At 60.2% G+C, this 18,438-nt stretch carries 21 protein-coding genes; 7 read left to right on the forward strand and 14 right to left on the reverse strand.

Annotated elements, in window-relative coordinates; genetic code table 11:
• Positions 1-182: 182 nt before the first annotated feature.
• The 12 genes from PAN31117_RS15145 to PAN31117_RS27815 all read right to left on the reverse strand — a co-directional run bounded on the left by PAN31117_RS15145 (position 183) and on the right by PAN31117_RS27815 (position 8,531).
• Positions 183-707 carry a glycoside hydrolase family 24 protein gene (locus tag PAN31117_RS15145; RefSeq protein WP_150738906.1) on the reverse strand — a complete coding sequence of 175 codons (525 nt, stop codon included), beginning with the start codon at positions 705-707 and terminating at the stop codon, positions 183-185.
• A 148-nt stretch (positions 708-855) separates the two neighbouring features.
• Positions 856-1,293, reverse strand: a complete 438-nt coding sequence (locus PAN31117_RS15150; protein ID WP_150738907.1) for a Mor transcription activator family protein — start codon at positions 1,291-1,293, stop codon at positions 856-858.
• On the reverse strand, positions 1,274-1,705 hold the full coding sequence (locus PAN31117_RS15155) for a gp16 family protein (RefSeq protein WP_246185670.1): 432 nt from the start codon (positions 1,703-1,705) through the stop codon (positions 1,274-1,276). The genes PAN31117_RS15150 and PAN31117_RS15155 overlap by 20 nt, the downstream gene beginning before the upstream one ends.
• A 70-nt stretch (positions 1,706-1,775) precedes the next feature.
• A complete protein-coding gene (locus PAN31117_RS15160) occupies positions 1,776-2,246 on the reverse strand; it encodes a hypothetical protein (RefSeq protein WP_150738908.1) in 471 nt (156 codons plus the stop codon).
• 16 nt (positions 2,247-2,262) lie between these two features.
• Entirely contained in the window at positions 2,263-2,877 is a 615-nt protein-coding gene (locus PAN31117_RS15165) for a DUF3164 family protein (RefSeq protein ID WP_150738909.1), read from the reverse strand.
• Positions 2,878-2,902: 25 nt separating this feature from the next.
• Positions 2,903-3,499, reverse strand: coding sequence for a hypothetical protein (locus PAN31117_RS15170; protein ID WP_150738910.1), 597 nt, complete (start codon positions 3,497-3,499; stop codon positions 2,903-2,905).
• Positions 3,496-3,918 (reverse strand): hypothetical protein, encoded by a 423-nt coding sequence (locus PAN31117_RS15175; protein ID WP_150738911.1) that lies wholly within the window; start codon positions 3,916-3,918, stop codon positions 3,496-3,498. The genes PAN31117_RS15170 and PAN31117_RS15175 overlap by 4 nt, the downstream gene beginning before the upstream one ends.
• Before the next feature lie 57 nt (positions 3,919-3,975).
• Complete coding sequence (locus PAN31117_RS15180) at positions 3,976-4,284, reverse strand: HI_1482 family protein (RefSeq protein ID WP_150738912.1); 309 nt, start codon at positions 4,282-4,284, stop codon at positions 3,976-3,978.
• 355 nt (positions 4,285-4,639) lie between these two features.
• Positions 4,640-5,269: a hypothetical protein gene (locus PAN31117_RS15185; protein ID WP_150738913.1), complete on the reverse strand. Its 630-nt coding sequence runs from the start codon at positions 5,267-5,269 to the stop codon at positions 4,640-4,642.
• Between the two features lie 28 nt (positions 5,270-5,297).
• Entirely contained in the window at positions 5,298-6,050 is a 753-nt protein-coding gene (locus PAN31117_RS15190; protein ID WP_150738914.1) for an AAA family ATPase, read from the reverse strand.
• Positions 6,051-6,078: 28 nt separating this feature from the next.
• Positions 6,079-8,220, reverse strand: coding sequence for a Mu transposase C-terminal domain-containing protein (locus PAN31117_RS15195; protein ID WP_150738915.1), 2,142 nt, complete (start codon positions 8,218-8,220; stop codon positions 6,079-6,081).
• Positions 8,217-8,531, reverse strand: a complete 315-nt coding sequence (locus PAN31117_RS27815) for a helix-turn-helix domain-containing protein (protein ID WP_150738916.1) — start codon at positions 8,529-8,531, stop codon at positions 8,217-8,219. The genes PAN31117_RS15195 and PAN31117_RS27815 overlap by 4 nt, the downstream gene beginning before the upstream one ends.
• 251 nt (positions 8,532-8,782) lie before the next feature.
• Between PAN31117_RS27815 and PAN31117_RS15205 the strand changes: the two genes are divergently transcribed.
• Both PAN31117_RS15205 and PAN31117_RS15210 read left to right on the forward strand, forming a co-directional pair.
• Positions 8,783-9,187 carry a DNA-binding protein gene (locus PAN31117_RS15205; protein WP_150738917.1) on the forward strand — a complete coding sequence of 135 codons (405 nt, stop codon included), beginning with the start codon at positions 8,783-8,785 and terminating at the stop codon, positions 9,185-9,187.
• Between the two features lie 34 nt (positions 9,188-9,221).
• Entirely contained in the window at positions 9,222-9,623 is a 402-nt protein-coding gene (locus PAN31117_RS15210; RefSeq protein WP_150738918.1) for a hypothetical protein, read from the forward strand.
• A 764-nt stretch (positions 9,624-10,387) separates the two neighbouring features.
• On the opposite strand, the gene PAN31117_RS15215 is transcribed toward PAN31117_RS15210, so the two are convergent.
• Complete coding sequence (locus PAN31117_RS15215; protein ID WP_150738919.1) at positions 10,388-11,962, reverse strand: hypothetical protein; 1,575 nt, start codon at positions 11,960-11,962, stop codon at positions 10,388-10,390.
• Positions 11,963-12,219: 257 nt separating this feature from the next.
• Entirely contained in the window at positions 12,220-13,134 is a 915-nt protein-coding gene (locus tag PAN31117_RS15220) for a helix-turn-helix domain-containing protein (RefSeq protein ID WP_046293556.1), read from the reverse strand.
• Between the two features lie 390 nt (positions 13,135-13,524).
• Between PAN31117_RS15220 and PAN31117_RS15225 the strand changes: the two genes are divergently transcribed.
• The 5 genes from PAN31117_RS15225 (at position 13,525) to PAN31117_RS15245 (ending at position 18,402) form a co-directional block, all read left to right on the forward strand.
• Entirely contained in the window at positions 13,525-14,622 is a 1,098-nt protein-coding gene (locus PAN31117_RS15225; RefSeq protein WP_370855761.1) for a porin, read from the forward strand.
• A 140-nt stretch (positions 14,623-14,762) separates the two neighbouring features.
• On the forward strand, positions 14,763-15,086 hold the full coding sequence (locus PAN31117_RS15230; RefSeq protein WP_150738920.1) for a hypothetical protein: 324 nt from the start codon (positions 14,763-14,765) through the stop codon (positions 15,084-15,086).
• A gap of 103 nt (positions 15,087-15,189) precedes the next feature.
• The gene (locus PAN31117_RS15235) at positions 15,190-16,458 is read left to right on the forward strand and encodes an MFS transporter (protein WP_150738921.1); all 1,269 of its coding nucleotides are present in this window, start codon (positions 15,190-15,192) and stop codon (positions 16,456-16,458) included.
• Positions 16,459-16,511: 53 nt separating this feature from the next.
• Positions 16,512-17,459 (forward strand): dihydroorotate dehydrogenase electron transfer subunit, encoded by a 948-nt coding sequence (locus tag PAN31117_RS15240; RefSeq protein ID WP_150738922.1) that lies wholly within the window; start codon positions 16,512-16,514, stop codon positions 17,457-17,459.
• Positions 17,452-18,402: a dihydroorotate dehydrogenase gene (locus PAN31117_RS15245; protein ID WP_150738923.1), complete on the forward strand. Its 951-nt coding sequence runs from the start codon at positions 17,452-17,454 to the stop codon at positions 18,400-18,402. The genes PAN31117_RS15240 and PAN31117_RS15245 overlap by 8 nt, the downstream gene beginning before the upstream one ends.
• Positions 18,403-18,438 lie beyond the last annotated feature (36 nt).

An 18,438-nucleotide genomic window follows, 5' to 3' on the forward strand; every position in this document is an offset into this window, starting at 1 on the left:
GCGGAATAGCCACCAACGCAGCCGAGGTAGATCAGCCACGTGTAGATCGTGAGTTGATGGGTAAAGCCCTGGTAGAGAAAGACGGCCGTCGCAGCGGCTGATGCGATGCTCGGCCATAGTTGCAGGTGGCTCAATCGGCCGTTCGCGTCGGTGATCAGTTCGCGCAGGTTCATTGCCGCCCCTCAGCCGACCGCGATCTGACCGCCGCACGCCTTGTAGATCTCGGCAAGTGACGCGAGGCTGTTCTGGTGCTGGCCGTAGCTATTTCCCGGCAACGACGCCCATATATTCGAGCAGGCGGCAATCGCCATTGCGAATTGCCCGTGCTGGATCATCTCCAGCGCACCCTGCTCCCGGATCTGCTGAAGCGCGATCATGTCCTGCGATAGCGGGCTGAAGTCGGGAAGGTCCAGTTCCTTGGCGTAAGGCGCGAACCAGCGATGCAGCAATTGATAGCGGCCAGCGGCCGTCGAATCCAGCTCGTGATTGAGCACGTTCGGATGCGTGTCATACGAAGGGAAGGTGAGGAGCGACGGAGCGAACTCGCCGCCGCAGCTCTTGCGCATGGGGCCGTGCGAGCCGACCAGGACGTTGTAGCCATCGTCGCTATTGGCGAGCGTCCATGCGTCGATCTCGCTGCGAGCTACGGTATCGAGCAGCGCGATAACGTTCGCGCCGCCCGCCACCTCCGGTGAAATTCGTGCCATCGAGTTACTCCTGTCCGTGTCATGTAGTGACATGCAACATCACGAAGTAACTTTACGTTTGTGGTAGCGCTTGTGCGGGCTGGCGGATGTCACCACCAATGAAAAAGCCCCGCACAGTGGCGGGGCCGAAAGGTATTACAGGAGAGAGTCAGAACAACGTGCCCTGATCGTCAATCGGTACGTCGTCTGTCATTTTCAAGATACGCCACACGTGACGGTCGGCGATATGGTATTTCTTCGCCAGTTTCGCCACGCTCCCACGTGAGCCGTATTCCCGCGCCAGTTTGTCAAACTCACTACGAATGGCACGACCACGCAACTCACGCATCGCCCGCTCGCACTTCGGCACATACAGATTGTTCCCGCCGAAGTACTTTGAGATGTTGGTCGCGGCGCGATACCCTACGATCTCCGATAACGCTTCGAAACTTGCCTCGCCGTCCCGCCGCGTTGTCAGATAAACCGGCACCGGGAAGGTGGTGCCGCCCAGTTGCTCCACGAGACGCGTCGCCTTGGAAATGCCAATCACCCGAACCAACAATTGAGCCACCTCGGGAAGAAGGTGTTCAACGTCGCCGAAGTTCATTGCGCCTCCTATCCGCATCCTTCTGCAACGCGGCGATAAGCATGGTCAGTTCTTCGCCCTGGCAAAACTCGATGGCGTCCACCTTGCAGATGCGCTTTACCATCCCTTTCGTGATGTAGCTCCAAGATCGTCCGGCGTCCGCGAGCAGAGCTTCAATCTTTCGCAACTTCGGCTCGTAGATTGTGGCGACCTTGGGGCGACGGCCGAGCGACTCTTTTGGCACAAAGCCGGAGCGTTTCATGTGACGCAGCACTCGCTCGGCCGTCGCCGGAGTCAAGTCCTTGGCTGACCTGACTCCCGCCGCCTCAAAAAGCATTGCACGGTACGTGTCGTCGTCCATGCCGAGTTTCTGCCGGGCAACATGGATCAGGGTCAGCAACTTGCCCGATATCACTTTTTCCTCCAGAACCAACGGAGCAAGTCACGGCGGCAAATCCAGCCGAACGAGACCAGCCCGAAGATGATCACGTACATGTCGGCCGTCATGGCGTCACCTCCGAAGCAGGAGGTGCGCCGCCTCCAAGATTCACGCTAACCGTCGTGCGCTGACTTGGCGTGACCACCTGGACGCTTTCGCAGACCTTGCAAAGGTGATTGATTGCGGAGCGTCCATTCGGCCAGTCGGGCATGAAGTACGTCACCGTGTCGCTGTAGAACGGATCCTTCTTCACGTAGCGCTTGCCGCAAGCCTTCTCCGCTGCGCGCCGGGTCTTCGCCGAACAGACCTTGCGGACTGACCTGCGCAGGAATTTCTGCTCCGGCAACGGCGTTTCGTTCCATGCCCACCGGTACGAATACTCGCCGTTCACATAGGTGATGACGCGATAGACCAGGCGCTTCCACGGCCGCACTGAAAGCGTGACCTTGAAGCCGTCGCACATCAGGTCGACACGCCCATACGGCAAGGCCAGCTCTTCCTCCAGCTCGGCCCGCTGCTCTTTGCTCAAACTCATGGCAATCTCCGATGGGTTAGATAGCAGCGATGTCCAGGCTGATCGCCTTGTACTCTTTCGTGGACTCGTCGCGCTCGTAGATCCGGACATACGGCTTTGTGCCCGTCACACGAATGCTATCGACAATGGCGCGCATCGCTGTAGCCCACTTGGGGTCGTCAATGTTCAGACGCCGCAACCCGAGGACGCGGCCGGTATTCACGTTGCCTTCTTTGTCGACTTGGAATGCCTCGTTGATGATTGCCTTGACCTTGCCATCGCTATCCTTCGTCCATTCGCGCAAGCACTCGTCAATGAGTTCCTTGGCCGCTTGCAACTGCTCGCCGAACTGGATGCGTTCCGCGATTTGACGAACGACCTTGTATCGTCCATCGAACGTCATCAGCGTGACGTTTCCCTTGGCTCCTCCGGACTTCACGCCGTACTGCTCGAAGCTCGCTGCTACAAACGCCTCGATATCAGTAAAGGCGCGCAGCTTGTATTCCATCAGTTCCGCCTGCACGCGCAGCGCTTCTTTCACCAAAGCGCGCACCGTTTGGTCGCGCAATTCGTCAATTGGCTTGACCATCCCCTTGGGGATAAGCCGACCGTGCGCGTCACACGCAAATCCATCGGGAATTTCTTGTTCCATTTGATATCTCCTGAATTCGGATCGTTTAGTGGCGCGGGCTGCTACGGACGTATGTCTCGACAAAGTTCGCGACAGCTTCGAGCACACCAGCCTGGTCACCCTCAAGGTGAGCCGTGACGAACGGCCACACGCCGTTGCCAAGGCTCTTCAGCGAGGCTTCAAGCCGCTCGGAGCGCAATGCCTGCTCGATGCCAGCCCGGTGGGCGTCGTCAAGCTTGAGTTGCAGCACTGCCACGTCGCCAAGTTGCCAAGGGTCTTCGAAACCGGACTTGTATTCCGGCATCGGCTCGCCGGAAGTCTTGGCGCGGGCCGATTTCTCCCAATGCTCGATGTGGCAAAAGTCCGAGAAGTCATTCATTTCCTCGAACGCCTCACGCAGCTCAGGCAAGGCGTTTAGTTGATGCTGAAGCAGTGCCGCCACCCCGCGAAAGTCCCCGCGCAGATGTTGCCGATAGACATGGTTGGCGAACAACGTCAGCAACTGATATTTGCCGTACACCGTGGACAGTTGAGTCGAATGCGCGAGCAGCTCACCGTTGACGCGGCTCAACTCAGCGCGTAGCTCGTCTGCGCTACGGAGCGAAATGGGATTGACGATGGTCGGGCGTTGCTGTGCGTTCATTGCGCTGCTCCAGTGATGAGGTCGATGTTGATGGCGTCGAGGAAACCAACGAGCGACGCGCGCTCGCCGGATGTCAGGAAGATCTCCTTGTTCTTCTTCGTGATACACAAGCGCCCGTCCGTGTAGAAACCGCACGAGAAGTCACCGTCGTCAGACGTTGACTGCGCGACGGCCTTCCGCGGGCGACCACGCGCTGGCGCGCCAACCGGCAGGAACTCGCGGATGAGGGACTGGGACGGGTGATAGAAAACAACCGATCCACGCCCCTGGGGGTCTTTGATCACCTTGCCGTTGGTGATCGACGGGAGAAGCAGGTCACTGATATCTTCAATGCTCAAATTGCATCCGTCCGCTACCTGAGCAGCCGACGATCCGGGGTGCTCTACGATGTATTTCAGGATGGTTTCCGTGTGCGTCATTTCGTAGTCCTAATAAAATGTTGCGTATTTCCGCTGAAAAAATGTGATTGACTCTGGTTAGGCGATCTCCTCCCTTTCAGTCCAGATGACGCGAACGTCATTCAGGCGAAACTGGCCCTTTCGGGTTCGGACGCCATCGACAACGGACTCGACGTAATACACGGCCGTGCCGTCCATGACCTTTGCGATGCACTCGCTGGTCGGCTCCAGTTGCACGGTTGGCGGCATGTGCTTCGAATGCTCAAAACCTAGGGGAACCAAGCCCTTCGCCTCCAGCTCACCGATGGTGCGCAGAATGAGCGCGGGACTGGACGTAAGGCTCGCAACCGCTTCGCCAGGGAGGTTGGCGGGAAATTGTGTGTTCATCGTCTACTCCTTTGCACCTGCGGTTTGCCTTGAGCGATTAGAGGCTCCTTTTGCGGGGCAATTGACACAGACCCGACACGCTCGCCACTGCGGCATCTCAAACGGCTTGTTCATCGGCATTCGTCGCATCGCGATTTCGTGGCAGTCATCCAGCGACAATACCTTTCCCGTATGCGGACACTCGACAGCGCACAGGCTTGTCAAGACTCGCGCCTGCATCCTGTCCGTCTTGCCCGGGTACTTGCCGCTAAGTAGTAGACTCACTGACGTCCGCGACACCTTCAGTCGCTTCGCGATCTCCGTGGCCGACTCCTTTTCGACGGCGGCGCGAAGCCGCTCCAACCAATTCGGAATCTCAGCAAACATCACTTCCAGCCTCCTTGCTCCAGACAACGCGCTTCAGATTCTGGTCGTAGACGCTGCGTCGCTTCTGCACCATCGGTGGAAGTGGCCCGGTGTATTTCCCAGGCATGAGGCGATACCTTGCCGCCTTCGCGCCTGCCGCCCGGATGCCGCGCCGCGCATCGACCTCTATCCTCACGTATCCGGCCAGCACAAGAAATCTGACGAAATTCTGCGCGGTCATGGCGGCGATTTGGACGTCCTCTGTCGAGGCAGCCAGGGCCAACTCCGCCACGGAGAAACTTCCCAGAATTCGCATGGTTCGCCACAGGTTCTCGCAGTACGTCGGCGGAAGGACGTTGCCGCGCAGGTCGATACGGGGAGCCTCGATGCCTGCATCCTTCTTTAGGCGGTACCGCCCTGCATTCGTCACGCGTGCGCGCTGGCCGGTGACTTCGATATAGCCTGCCGTCTGCAATGACCGAAGGTACTTGCGGGTCGTCTCCGTCGACACGCGGCTGCACGTTGCAACTGCTCGTGCTGTGAATTCGGCTCGGTTCTCTCGTATCGCCTCCCAGATCCGTTGACGTTGAACGTTGCCTCCGACGGCATCACCTTCCGCTTCAATAGGCTTCATAGCCATGTTTTTCCTCCTAGAACAGTTGACGCGCTCACACTCGACGCTTCGGTGCTTCGCCGGTGTAGAACTCCCTGTCGCCCCACGATGCCAGGGTCATCGTTTCGGCCCCAAGCTGGAGCCCGCTCTCCTGGATGTTCTCCAGATTCGTACAGATCCGGCGGACGGAACCGTGGGCCACGTCAACCAACCGCCGGAGCAAGTCCTCCCCAACAGCAACCTTGGGGCAGTAAATTCTTGCGAGCTTCCGCGCGTCCTCAATGGATCCGGGTTGTGCGGGCACCCACGCCAGCACCCGGCCGTGCATGCGCTCCCATCGCTTGAGCTTGCTGGGCAGGCCTTCCTCGCCAATCATCAGAATCGGCATTTGGCTGCTTTCATAGATGTCTCGCACCAGCTCGACAAGATTGCGACTCACCATGTGGTCGAACTCATCAACGATCAGCGGGCGTCCGCTCGCTGCCAGCTCCTCCGACACGACGTCGACCATGTCGGGCACCGTCAGCCTTCCCTCATGCTGGATGCCCATCTCGTGCATTACAGATTTTAGGAAGTGAGTTTTCGTAGTGGATGACTTCGCCGCCACGTATCTGGCGCGCCGCTTGTTCGCCACATAGGCAGCCGCAAAGCTCTTTCCGAAACCCGAAGGGCCGTACAGGCACACAAGCGCCGGAAGACTATCGCTACGGGTCAGTGCACGCTCGAGCGCCATGTCGCACAGTGCGATGTTCTGCGTTTGCGCAATGCGGTTGACTGTCGGTTTGTCGGTCGTTGCAATTTCTGTCATGATTCACCTGTGTTTAGTTGGGTAGTTCTTAGAGGCTGGCGAGTTGCCCCTCGCCAGCCTCGTCATCGTGGCGCTTCTGCACCGCAAATTCTTTGCTCTGCTGATATCTCTCGTAAAAGCGGGCATCCTCCTCGGTAAGTACGACACCGTCTCTGCGTTGGTTTCTCAGATCGATCCAGCGCGCATATCTCTGCTCTGGCGTGTTCCATTGCTCTTGGGCCGTCTCGTCAGGCACGCTATCCACCAACACCTGCACCGCCGGTTTGATCGGAACGATTTCCGCATCAACGATGTGCGCATCCAGATCCCCGCGACTTATCCGCCCCAAACCCGGAATGTTCAGCACGTCGCCTGATTCCGCAGTCAAAGCGCGACGTCCCACGTATTCGGCTTCCACCTCCTCTCGTTTCTGATCCAATCGCTTGATACGAGCGTCCCGGCGCTTCTCGCGAGCCTGTTCGATGACAGACATCGGGAAATATGGAGCCTCGTTGGCACCAGCGTCGGCTGAGCAGATGTAGCGACCATCTGTGTGGTGAATCCACACTCGGTGAGCGTCATGCACGTCGTAAGCCACGTGCACCAGGTCTCCGTTGAATTCGGTGAGTGCCTGGCTGAAGTAGCGATTATTGAAGAGCACAACCTCACCGCGCTGCACCACGCGCTCGATGCGCGGGCGGAAGACTCGATTCACTTCATCCGCCCCCAATTGCATCGGCTCCCACCCCTTGTCGCGGAATCCTGCGAGAACGTCCGCTGGCGACATGTGCCTGCGGCGGCCGCTCTCGGGGTCAGTGAATTTCGGCAGTGATCGGTGTGGGCGCTTGTTGTACTCATCGACTTGGTCGGCACAGAACAAGACGAAATTGTCCCAACCAATGAGAGGCATGACTCCCCCCTTTCGCACCGCAGCACGCGTAATCTTGAAATGCGCCAGCCGGTGCTCACGATCTACGCTCGACCCAACATAGCTGTGCAGTAACTTGGCAGCCTCGACCCAAATTGAGCGATGCGAGCGTTCGATTACGCCCTTCGCCTGGGAGTTATAGGGAAGCGAATGCTTCACCTGGAACCCAAGCAAACCTTGAAGCCCGGTGCCTTCTTTCTTCAGCAGATGGTTGTTGTATCCAGATCCGTTGTCGACGTAGAAGATGCTGGGAAGTCCATGACGCACAGCGGCGTCACTAATCGCTTCCAATACGACAAGGCTGGATTCGGACAGGCCAATCGAGAAGCCCACGATCATGCGCGTTGCGATGTCAATGATCGCCGTGATCTCCGGGCGGAACGGACGACCGTGCAATGGATGCTGAACTTCCGCATCAAAAGTGTGACCGTCCGCGCTCCATACGTCATTTGGCAACAAATCAGCGAAGGTGCGACGCACGAACGGGCGCAGGTTCTTCAGCTCTCGTGGCCCCATCCGACCAATCTCGCGAGAGACCTTGCCGAGTTTCCCGAGGAATCGGCGTACTTGGTGGATCGTGGGCAACTCCCAATCGCAGCCCGCGTGGTATGCCTGGGCAAAATTGCGGTATGCCATTTCGACCGAAGGTTTCTGCGGAAGCTGATAGAACTCGCAAAAGGGCTTGGCCCATACCGGCGGATCGTAGTCGACTTCATTGAACTTCGGCACTAGATCGCCAGCCTTGCCCTGCGCCAGCCAGCGCTTGAGCGTACGAACACTGGGGAGGCCGTTCCCCTTGCGACCACGGCTATCACGGGCGGCCCGGAGCATCATGACGACGTGATCATCGAGCGCCCCTGAAGCCGCCTGATCCAGAAGAGTCTCCATGGCAGACTGCCGCGACATGCCACACTGCAACATCAAGCGATCAAGCGTGGTCAGGATTCCCTTACGGGCATCTGCCGTCAGGCGTTGCGCATCGGTCTCGATAAGATCCGACCGCTTCCCCTCTCTGGATCGTGGATCGACGGGAACCAGGACGACACTTGCCAACTGATTGGCGGCACGCTGGCGAATCTGAGACATTAGCGCGGCCGGAGGAACGTATTCCTTACGTGTCCCGCCGATGCCCGTCGATGCTCGAACGGGCCAGCCCTCCCGATCCGCTTTGGCTGCAATCCCCACCTTTGTAGAAGGAAGACCATCCAACCCCATTGAGACGAGCTCGGCGCATGAGTAATGCGACTTCACAGCGCCGGTCATTTCCGATCACCCCCGTTCGCTTTGCACTTTTTTCGACTAAATCGTGCGGCACCGATATACTTATGAGCGTAACGCGGCCTAATTCGCTGCCCCTCCGGGGTCCAGCGATCAGGCCACAAGACGTAAAGCGGTACTTGGATGAATGCGCTGATGGCCTTCTCCCCTGAGGCAACAGGTCGCACGCAAGCATTTCGGACGTTTGAAGGTGGTATTCCGAACATCTTGGCGAGTTTTGTCATATTGATCCCCTTCTTGCGGATCGCAGCCTTGATGTCCTCTTTGTGCCATCCGTCATCGTGGCAAGTACCCATAACTGCTCCAAAAATTGGACTGGCGAAAGCGCCGTTTTTTTGGGATCAACAAATCCCAAACGTCATTTCTAACGAATCGTAAGTGCAAAGAAGTGCAAAGTCAACCTCATTTTCTACTTTGCACTTAACAGCACAAACGCTCGCGGAGAAATTGACAAGCAACTACATGATTTAATTATAAAAATGGCGAATTCAACCTTATCCCCGGAGTGCAAAGTCAAACTTAGCGCTTCGCAAAAGGCAAGTGCAAGGTGAAACGTCTTCTGTCAGCACGCGAAATCGTAGCCATGAAATTGCCGGACTTGCCGACGACAAAAATCGGCATAGCCGCGCGGGCGGAGCGCGAGGGGTGGTATTCAGAGGAGAAGACGGGTTTGGGCGGCACGCGACGCGTCTTTCGAGTGCCGGAACAGTATTTCCAAGGCACTAGCGCAGAACCTGGGCACGAAAGAGACCAGGGGCGCACAGAACCGGCGCGAGTTGACCTTGATGCGCTGCGCATCGCGACGACGGCGCTCGAGCAATGGCTTGCCGATCGAGGCCAGACTTTGGCTCCCGGCAAAAAGGCGGAAATCATCGCCGTCCTCTACGACTATGTCGCCAGAGGTGCCGAGCAAGGTGATATGTCCCGGATGCTAAAGGCCTTGGCCGCCTGATCGGCAAGCAAGACAAGGCCCAATAGGACACCGAGTGTACGGACAAGCCCTCCTATCGGCAGCCGAAATCGCAGCAATGCGATTGAAGGGTTTGCCTACAACCAAGGGAAAGATCATCGAGCGTGCGGCCTTGGAAGGCTGGTATTTCGAGACAAGAAAAGGACGCGGCGGCACCAGGAGGGTGTATAGACTTCCGACAAAGTACATACCAGATGTCGGCGGTGCCAAATTGAACTCACTCGAAGCCCCGCCACGTAGCGGAAAGGTGGACTTGGAATTGCTCAGCCAAGCCACCAGGGCGCTTGCCGAGCACTCGGCAGGTGGTCGAATGTCCCCGACTAGAACAGCCGAGATCATCGCAGTTTTATACGACTACTTAAATAAGGGTGCGAATTCAAAAGAAGTCGAGAGAATGCTAAAGGCTCTAGCCGTCTGATGCATGTAATGCTGGGCGCATTGAACTTGCAGGGCAGCCAGCATTGCACGATGACGAGGCCATGGTGGAGCGCCTCAAACGACTGCTGGACGACGCTAGTGCACAAGGGGAGCATGAGCGTCAGAACGCCATGACAACCGGCAAGATTCGGCCCTCTTCAGACTTCCCGCCGGCGGCCAATGATCCGCAAGCACGTCCCCCGTCACGCAGCGTTTGGACGCGAATCCGAACATTCGGTGACAAGAACAGCGCAAATCTACTCAAGATTGCGCTGTTTTCTCTTGCGTTTTCGCATTCTGTGCTCGACGTACAAATATCCCCAGGAACCACATGGGCATTGGCGTTCACGTCCCTCGCGCTCCCGCATGCTCGGCGACATCACAGTTATCGGCGCAGCGATTAGGGTGGTTTGAGCGGCAGCTCGTTACGAGCCATATTTGACGATTCCTCGCTGAATATCTCAATCGCCCCTCATCCCTGTGACAAAAACTCCGCAAAAATTACTCATTTGGCATCAGTTTCTCGCAAATCGCTTTCGCGAAGTTTTGGCATCGAGAAATCGCATGACGCCACGCCCAGCGTGGGTTTCCGCCTGATCGGCCACGGCTCTCCCACAGTGACAAAACGAGCACCTCCCCACAGGAATTCGCATTCGATCAGAGGGAATTCATGAGGCCCCAAATTCGGTGAATGCGATGCGCGCACGCAAAAAAAACGCCACCGGAAACCGATGGCGGGTTGTACTTTGACGACCGTGGGGTGACTTATTCCTGATCGGGCGGCGGCGTCATAGGCAGCGGAGGCGGCGTGTCCGACGGGTTCACACCGGGGGGCAGCACACGATATGTCTTCGGACGCGCCCCCGCTCGCAATGCCATTTGCTCAGGCGTTTCGTTCATCCAGTCCACCGTGGGACCGGCCGGACGACGGACCGGCCGCGACATCGCACGCCCCACCTCCCCCGAAAGACGCCGCACCGGTTGATGTTCGCGCTGGGCCTTGCGATATCGGTCGCCCTGCTCGGCCAGCCGCTCGACCGACTGGCTCCGTTCGAAGATGACGCTCAGACGCCCCGCACGCCCCGGATGGGCACCGATGAACTGCTCGACAAACTGTTCGCGGTGTGAGGTCGCCTGGGCCTTCGGTCGGACGGACTTCGTGACGGGGGCTGCCAGGGCCGTCTGTGTGTTCACTTCGTCTGGTGTGCCGTCTAAGGCATCTGCAATCGAGCCGGCCAGCGCAGGCGAGATTGTCGCCCCCCCGGACACGCCTTGCGATCCATCGACTTCATCGAACTGCGCGTCGTCATGCGCCGACTCGGACGGCGCGCCGCTCATCCGGCCGCCATCCGTATGCTTAAGGTCGTCGCGCAACTCGCGCGCGGCGTGCTTCCAGTAATCGATCTCCAGCGCACGCGCGCCAAGCCACGACACCGTCATGTCTTGAGGCGCGCTTTTTGCATCGGCCAACACCGCGGAATACTCGTACAAGCCGAGTCCTTTTGCGCGAATATCGTTCAACGTCACCGTCCGGTCGGCCGGATAGCCGAGCAGCAACGCGAGCCGCGCCGCATCGTTGCGCGCACGGATCTGATTCTTCTGAAAGCGCGATTTCGACGTCGCTGGTTTGAGCACCACTTTGCCACCGCGAATCTTCAATCGAAGCGGGACGTCGGCACCGCCTCGGGACATTTCGCGTTGCGCTTCACGCGCCATGTCGTTAAGCGCGATCAGCAGATTTCGCTCCACCGTCAGCTCGGTGAATTTCCGGTCGTGGATGTTGACGGTGAGCGCGAGCATGGTGTCGCGCATCCTCGCCATGTCGGCAAGGTGTTGCAGCCCCATCGCCTTTGCCGGGCCGTTCGGCTGGCACCCCGTTGCATTGGCCATTCGGTCAAGTTCGTCGTTCACATGCTCGATCTCGACCAACTGATCGACCACCGGCGTCGAATCGAAGGTACGCACGAACGCCCTGTTTTCCGGTCGAACGCCGTAGCGCACCTGCTGCATGGCTTCGGTTCGTTTGTCTTCGAATGAGATATCGCGCTCGATGCAGCACTGAAAAAGTGTGTGCCATTTTTCGATGCGCGTTTTCATGGATTCGGCGACGAGCGGCTGGGCCATCAGATCGTCGGCCCTCGCTCGCTCGCTTGCCCGATACGCTTGCCAGCGGCCGAACGATACACCGCCGTTGTCTTCAACCGTTCTGGTGCGCTGCGGATAGGTCTGCCATGCCTTGCTGAGCGGACCCGTGGACGCCGGTGGCGCAGCCCCGAGCCGCGCGAAGTCCGAACCGAAGCTGTGACCGCATTCACTCGACAGCGGTCGACCTGACAGCAATACGGGCTCGGACGATACCGACGACCCTCGCTGCGAATAATCCCCGAAAGGTGTGCCCATTATTCATCTCCCGTTATTAAGGTGATTAAGGTGAGTAAGGCCGGATGACCTTCGGGCACAGAGACTAGATGGGATTACCGCGAGCCGATTTCGATTCTGTGGGATGGCTTCGCTTTGTGGCACCTATTGAGAGTGTGCCGGTACGCGACTTCCGTCGTGGTCGACGCATCATGCGTGATCAGCGCATGATGCGACCGTCAGAATCGCGCGAGCAACTGGCCGAGCAATGCGGCCCCTTCCTTGCCCTTCGCAGAATCGGCCCACAGACGGTCGATCATGGCGCGATACATGCCCACGCCATCGGGCGACGTGGTGATGGTGGCGATGCCGGTGCGCAGATTCGGCAACTCGCCGAGACGGAACGGCGACACCGCAACGTATGCCTCGCCCTGCGCTTCGAAGATCTGGAAGGTCTCGTTGGGCATATTGTCGCTGACGATGCCGATCTGCACGCCCGCCGTATCGGCTTCGAGGAATTCGACGATACGCGCCACTTCGCGTCGCGCGGCCATCTTGCGCTCCAGTTGCACGCCCGGCGGCAACCCCAGTCGCCCGACCAGCCCGTGATGCAGGAACTGCTCGATCTGGCGCAGGCCGATCAGACTGGTCACGGCCAGACGCTGACGCGAGAAGCTCGACTTACGCTCCTGCAAGATGCCCAGCACGCGATCGATCGTGTTTTCCCAATGACGGTCGACGAGCGTCGGCGGAATGCTCTCGTCGAGCATGTGACGCAGCCAGACGTCGTAGTCGTCGGACGTCAGCAGAAACGAAATCGGATCGAAGTGCGCGACGATGCGCTCGGAACGGCTTTCCAGTTGACGCATGCGCTCGAAGTAGCTCACGGCCGAGTCGTGGTACTCGACTTCCACCCCGAGCAGGTTGGCAAGCGACACACCGAGCAACGCCGCGAGCCGCTCCAGCGTATCGATCTTGACGATCTCGCCGCGCTCCAGCTTGTAGATGGCGGCGCGCGAGATATCGAGTTGCTCGGCGACATCCTCACTGCGTAATTCCGCTGCCAGCCGATAGGCACGCAAGCGTTCGCCGATGGCGCGGAAATTGAAGCGCGCGCCTCGTGGCGCCCGGGATGTCGTTGCAGCTCGAGTCAAATCGCCCCCTGTTGGATACCTCGTGGAACCGCCTTCGTGCGAGACATTGCGCACATCGCGAGACGCCGCAGATCGCGTCGTGCCCGCGTGGCAGTGCCGGGATTATACCGGTCGCCTCGCCCGGCTGACGGACCGTGCATCGGCCGTCCAGACGAAGGCCAGCACTGAGCAAACCGCCCCCTTGCCGTAACGCCTACGCCACACATCGATGGGCCGAATATTTTTCCGATTGTCTAATTTTTTAGATTTACGCACGATTCGAGACGCGGCGCCCCCATGCCGTGAGAATACCGTCACTCGCAGACGACCTGACAGCTTTCGGGGGATGACCCAACGCACGGGCGGTGATAGCCTGCGCGCCGTCCAGAAATTTATACAAACAAAGAGGGAATGATGAAGACCTGGCAAAAGGTGTTTGGGACGACTCGGGCAGCGCGCAAGGCTAGCGCCGTCGCGTTGGGTTCTGTTGCATTGGGTGCCGCGGCACTCACAAGCACGGCACATGCACAGTCGAGCGTGAGCTTCTACGGCCTGGCCGACGCCTACGTCGGCTCGGTGAAGAACCCCGGCGGCAATGCGGCCGCTGTGCAGCAAGGCGGCGGCATGACCACGTCGTACTGGGGCTTGTCGGGCACGGAAGACCTCGGCGGCGGCAATAGCGCGCTCTTCGTGCTGGAGAGCTACTTCCAGCCGAACAACGGCACGTACGGCCGTTTCGCGGGCGACAGCTTCTTCTCGCGCAATGCCTACGTCGGGTTGTCCAACACGCGACTGGGCACCTTCCGTATCGGGCGCATCACCACGCCGATGTACCTTGCGACGATCCAGTTCAACCCGTTCAACAACTCGTACACCTTCTCGCCGATGATCTTCCACACCTACAAGGGTCTGGGAACGCAAGGCGTGGTGGGTGACTCGGCCTGGAACAACGCGGTGGCCTACACCACGCCGTCCTACGCGGGGTTGGCAGGCACGCTGCTCTATGCCACTGGCAATAGCGCCACGGACCACAGCGCGAAGAAGTGGGCTGCAGCGCTCACGTACGCCAACGGCCCGTTCGCCGCCGCCTTGAACTATCAGTACGTGAATTTCAGCGCCACGCCGGGCGACTTCGGCGCGCAACTGCCGGGCGTGACCGGGCTGACGAATCAGAACACCGTGCAGGTCGGCCTCTCGTACGATCTGGCCGTGGTGAAGTTCTTCGCGCAGTACATGCTCGTCGCGAGTCAGGCCGCCAGCGGCAACTTCCATGCGAACACGGGGCAGCTCGGCGCATCGGTGCCGCTCGGTCTGGGCAGCGTGCTGGCGTCGGTAGCCTACACCGGCTCGAACGGGTCAGGCGACAACCAGCGCCGCACCACGTGGGCACTCGGCTACGACTACCCGCTGTCCAAGCGGACCGACGTCTACGTGGCGTACAAGTACGACCACATGAGCGATATGTCGACGGGCCAGACGTACGGCGCAGGCATGCGCGTACGCTTCTAAAGCGTCGCCGCGGCACCGTCGAGCCCCCGATCGTCAGTGCCGCGCCCTCTCCCGCGCCTCAGGGTTAGCCCCGATTATTTTCGTCTTGCCTGGCCTGTGATGTTCGATTAGTCTAAATATTTAGACAGATGGAGAGCACGATGGATCTGCAACTCGCATGCGCCTGGTTACAGCGCGACACGGTCGGTCTGTCCGACATCGAAGATTTCGCGGCACGGTGCCTGAATGCGTCGCGCACTGCCACGCGCGAATCCGCCGCGATGCTGTTGCTTGCGCAGGCCGCCCAGGCTTTTGTAGAAAGGCAGTCCGGCATTGCTACCAACGGCGAAACGTTCCACGCCTTTCTGACCCGCAGTAAAACGTACGCGACGATGTTGCGCGACGCTGCCGGCACTTCCGACGCCAGCTTTCTCGCTTCGCTCAATCAGTTCGCGGCCCAGTTGACGACCGAGGTCTACGCGTGACGTCACGCGTTTTTTTCACCTGATCGTCTAAAAATATAGACAAATTGACGAATGCGACGGCGTAATCGATCGCCACGGCATTCGCCTCCCACGGGAACCGATCATGGAAGCCAACCTGAATTCATCGCGTAGACAACACGCGGGCGCCTCGCCCAACGCCGGTGACGACACCGTCACCCCTTACGCATGGAAGGCGCTGGCGGGCTCTGCCATCGGCTATGCGATGGACGGCTTCGACCTGCTGATTCTCGGCTTCATGCTGCCGGCGATCACGATCGGTCTGCACCTCACGGCGGGGCAAGCCGGTGCGCTCGTCACGTGGACGCTGATCGGCGCTGTGGGTGGCGGCATTCTGTTCGGCGCGTTATCGGATCGTTACGGCCGCGTGCGCATGCTGACGTGGACGATTCTCTTGTTCGCGGTCTTCACCGGTCTGTGTGCGCTGGCGCAAGGATTCTGGGATCTGCTGGTCTATCGCACGATTGCAGGTATCGGCCTCGGCGGCGAGTTCGGCATCGGCATGGCGCTCGCGGCGGAGGCATGGCCAGCGTCCAAACGCGCGCGCGTGTCGTCTTATGTCGCACTCGGCTGGCAGACGGGCGTGCTTGCTGCCGCGTTGCTCACGCCGCTGTTGCTGATGTACATCGGCTGGCGCGGCATGTTCCTCGTGGGAGTGCTGCCTGCGCTCGTCGCATGGGTGTTGCGCAACAAACTGCACGAGCCGGAAGTGTTCGTGCGCCGCACGGACAAGACGCCAAAGCACGGCAGCTCGAATGCGTTTCGTCTGCTCGTGAAGGATGCCCGTACCACGCGCGTGAGCCTCGGCATCGTCATTCTGTGTTCGGTTCAGAACTTCGGTTACTACGGCATCATGATCTGGCTGCCGACGTTCCTCTCGCAGAAGCTCGGTTTCTCGCTGACGAAGTCCGGCCTTTGGACCGCCGCGACGGTCATCGGCATGATGTTCGGCGTGTGGGCCTTCGGGCAACTGGCCGACCGCATCGGCCGCCGTCCCACGTTCCTGCTGTATCAGGCGGGCGCAGTCGTCATGGTGATCGTCTATTCGCAACTGACCGATCCGGGCGTGATGCTCTTCGCCGGTGCGTTCATGGGCATGTTCGTCAACGGGATGGTCGGCGGCTACGGCACGCTGATGTCCGAGGCGTATCCCACGGCAGCACGCGCGACTGCGCAGAACGTGCTGTGGAACATCGGACGCGCCATCGGCGGTCTCGGCCCGCTCGTGGTCGGTGCGCTCGCCGCACGCTACTCCTTCCAGATCGCCATCGCGCTGCTCGCGAGCCTCTACGTGCTCGACATGATCGCCACACGCTTCCTGATTCCCGAACTCAAAGGCACCGAACTCGAATAACGCACGCGTCGTACTCGGCAAGCCCTCGCCCCCACTATCCGGAGCCCCCATCCATGTCCGTCGTCTCTCTGACGCCCAACAACGTCACGCGCCCACTGGCGCTCGTGCCTTCGCCGACGTGCGATTCACGTGAAGCGCAGCCGGACACCGCCGCCTGCAGTTCGCACGCCGGGCATATCGTCGCCACACATCACTGCCGGGTGCTCACGCATCACGCCGTCAACGCGCGTTATCGCTATCTGCGATTGCAGGCCGATGCGCCCGTCGCGCTCTCCACGCGCCCCGGGCAGTTCTATCAACTGAAGTGTCCGGTGACGGAAAACGAAGCGCCGTTCCTGCTGCGCCCGATGAGCGTCTACGGCACCGGCCCCGAGCCGGACACCATCGAGTTTCTCTACAACGTGACGGGCGTCGGTACCCGCGCACTCGCCACGCTGACCGAGGGCGCATCGCTCGACATCGTCGGCCCGCTCGGCAATACGTTCACACTGGACACGCAATGGCAGCGCGTGATGGTCGTCGCGCGTGGCGTCGGTCTGGCGACGATGGCCCCGCTGGTGCAACGCGCCGCTGCGGCCGGTCTGCGACTGACGGTCGTCATGTCGGCGCGCAGCGAAGCCGATCTGATGCGCGACGAGTTTCTGCGTTCGCCCGAAGCCCGTGCGCTGGCTGACGTGCATTGCGTGTTCGACAGCGACGGCTCGTCGGCAGTCGCGGCGCTTGAGCCCCGCATCCGCGCCCTGCTCGCCGCAGCCCCCCACGACGCGGTGTACACCTGCGGCTCGCATCGTCTGCTGATGCTGCTTCAGCGTGTGCTGGCAGCGCACCCGGAGATCACCGGCGAAGTCGCGATGGAGCAACGCATGGCCTGCGGCATGGGCGTCTGCCTGTCGTGTGTGCGCCTGTTCGATTGCGACGGCGACAAGCAATTCCTGCGCGTGTGCCGTGAAGGCCCCGTGTTTGCCATTCGCGACGTCGTCGGGGAGGTGGATTTTGGCTGATCTTTCCGTTCGCATCGGGTCGCTCACACTGCGCAATCCCGTGATGCCCGCGTCGGGCTGCTTCGCTATCGAGTATGCCGAGGCGCTCGATCTGAATCGTCTTGGCGCGCTCGTCGTCAAGAGCGTGTCGCCCAACGCGCGGGCAGGCAACCCGACGCCGCGCGTGGCTGAGACCGCCAGCGGCATGCTCAACTCCATCGGTATTCCGAGCAAGGGGCTCGACGCGTACCGTCGCGACGTGTTGCCCGCCTACACCCGCTTCGACACGCCGGTCGTGGTCTCGGTGTCGGCAGACACCGCCGAGTCGTTCGGCGAAGCGTGCGCGACGCTGTCGCTGCCGGAAGTCGCGGCCATCGAAGCCAACATTTCGTGCCCGAATCTCGAAGCGGACGGCATGGCCTTCGCGATGCAGGCCGAGAGCACGTACAAAGCCGTGAGCGCGATCCGACGCCGCACGTCGCACCCGCTGTGGGTGAAACTCACGCCGAACGCCGGTCAGATCGCATTGATCGCGCGCGCTGCGGAAGATGCCGGAGCCGACGCCATCGTCATGGGCAACACGGTCCTCGGCATGGCCATCGACGTGCGCACGCGCAAGCCGAAGCTCGGCAACGTGATGGGCGGTCTCTCCGGCCCGGCGATCAAACCACTCGCCGTGCGACTCGTGCATCAGTGCCACCGCGCGGTGCGCATCCCGATCATCGGCTGTGGCGGCATCGAGACGGCGGACGACGCCGTGGAATTCATGCTCGCCGGGGCGACGGCGGTGCAGGTCGGCACAGCCTCGTTCCGCGATCCGGCGGTCATGGGTCGCATCGTCGACGGACTATCCGCCCATTGCTGTGCGAATGACGTCGAGCGCATTGCAACGCTCACCGGTGCTGTCGCGCTCGACGCACAACTGTCCGACCGCTGGCTGCGCTTCGCACAACAGTCCGGCTGATTTATTCCGTAACTCCTAGGGTCTGCTCACAGACCC

The organism is Pandoraea anapnoica, assembly GCF_902459765.1.
Classification (GTDB): domain Bacteria; phylum Pseudomonadota; class Gammaproteobacteria; order Burkholderiales; family Burkholderiaceae; genus Pandoraea; species Pandoraea anapnoica.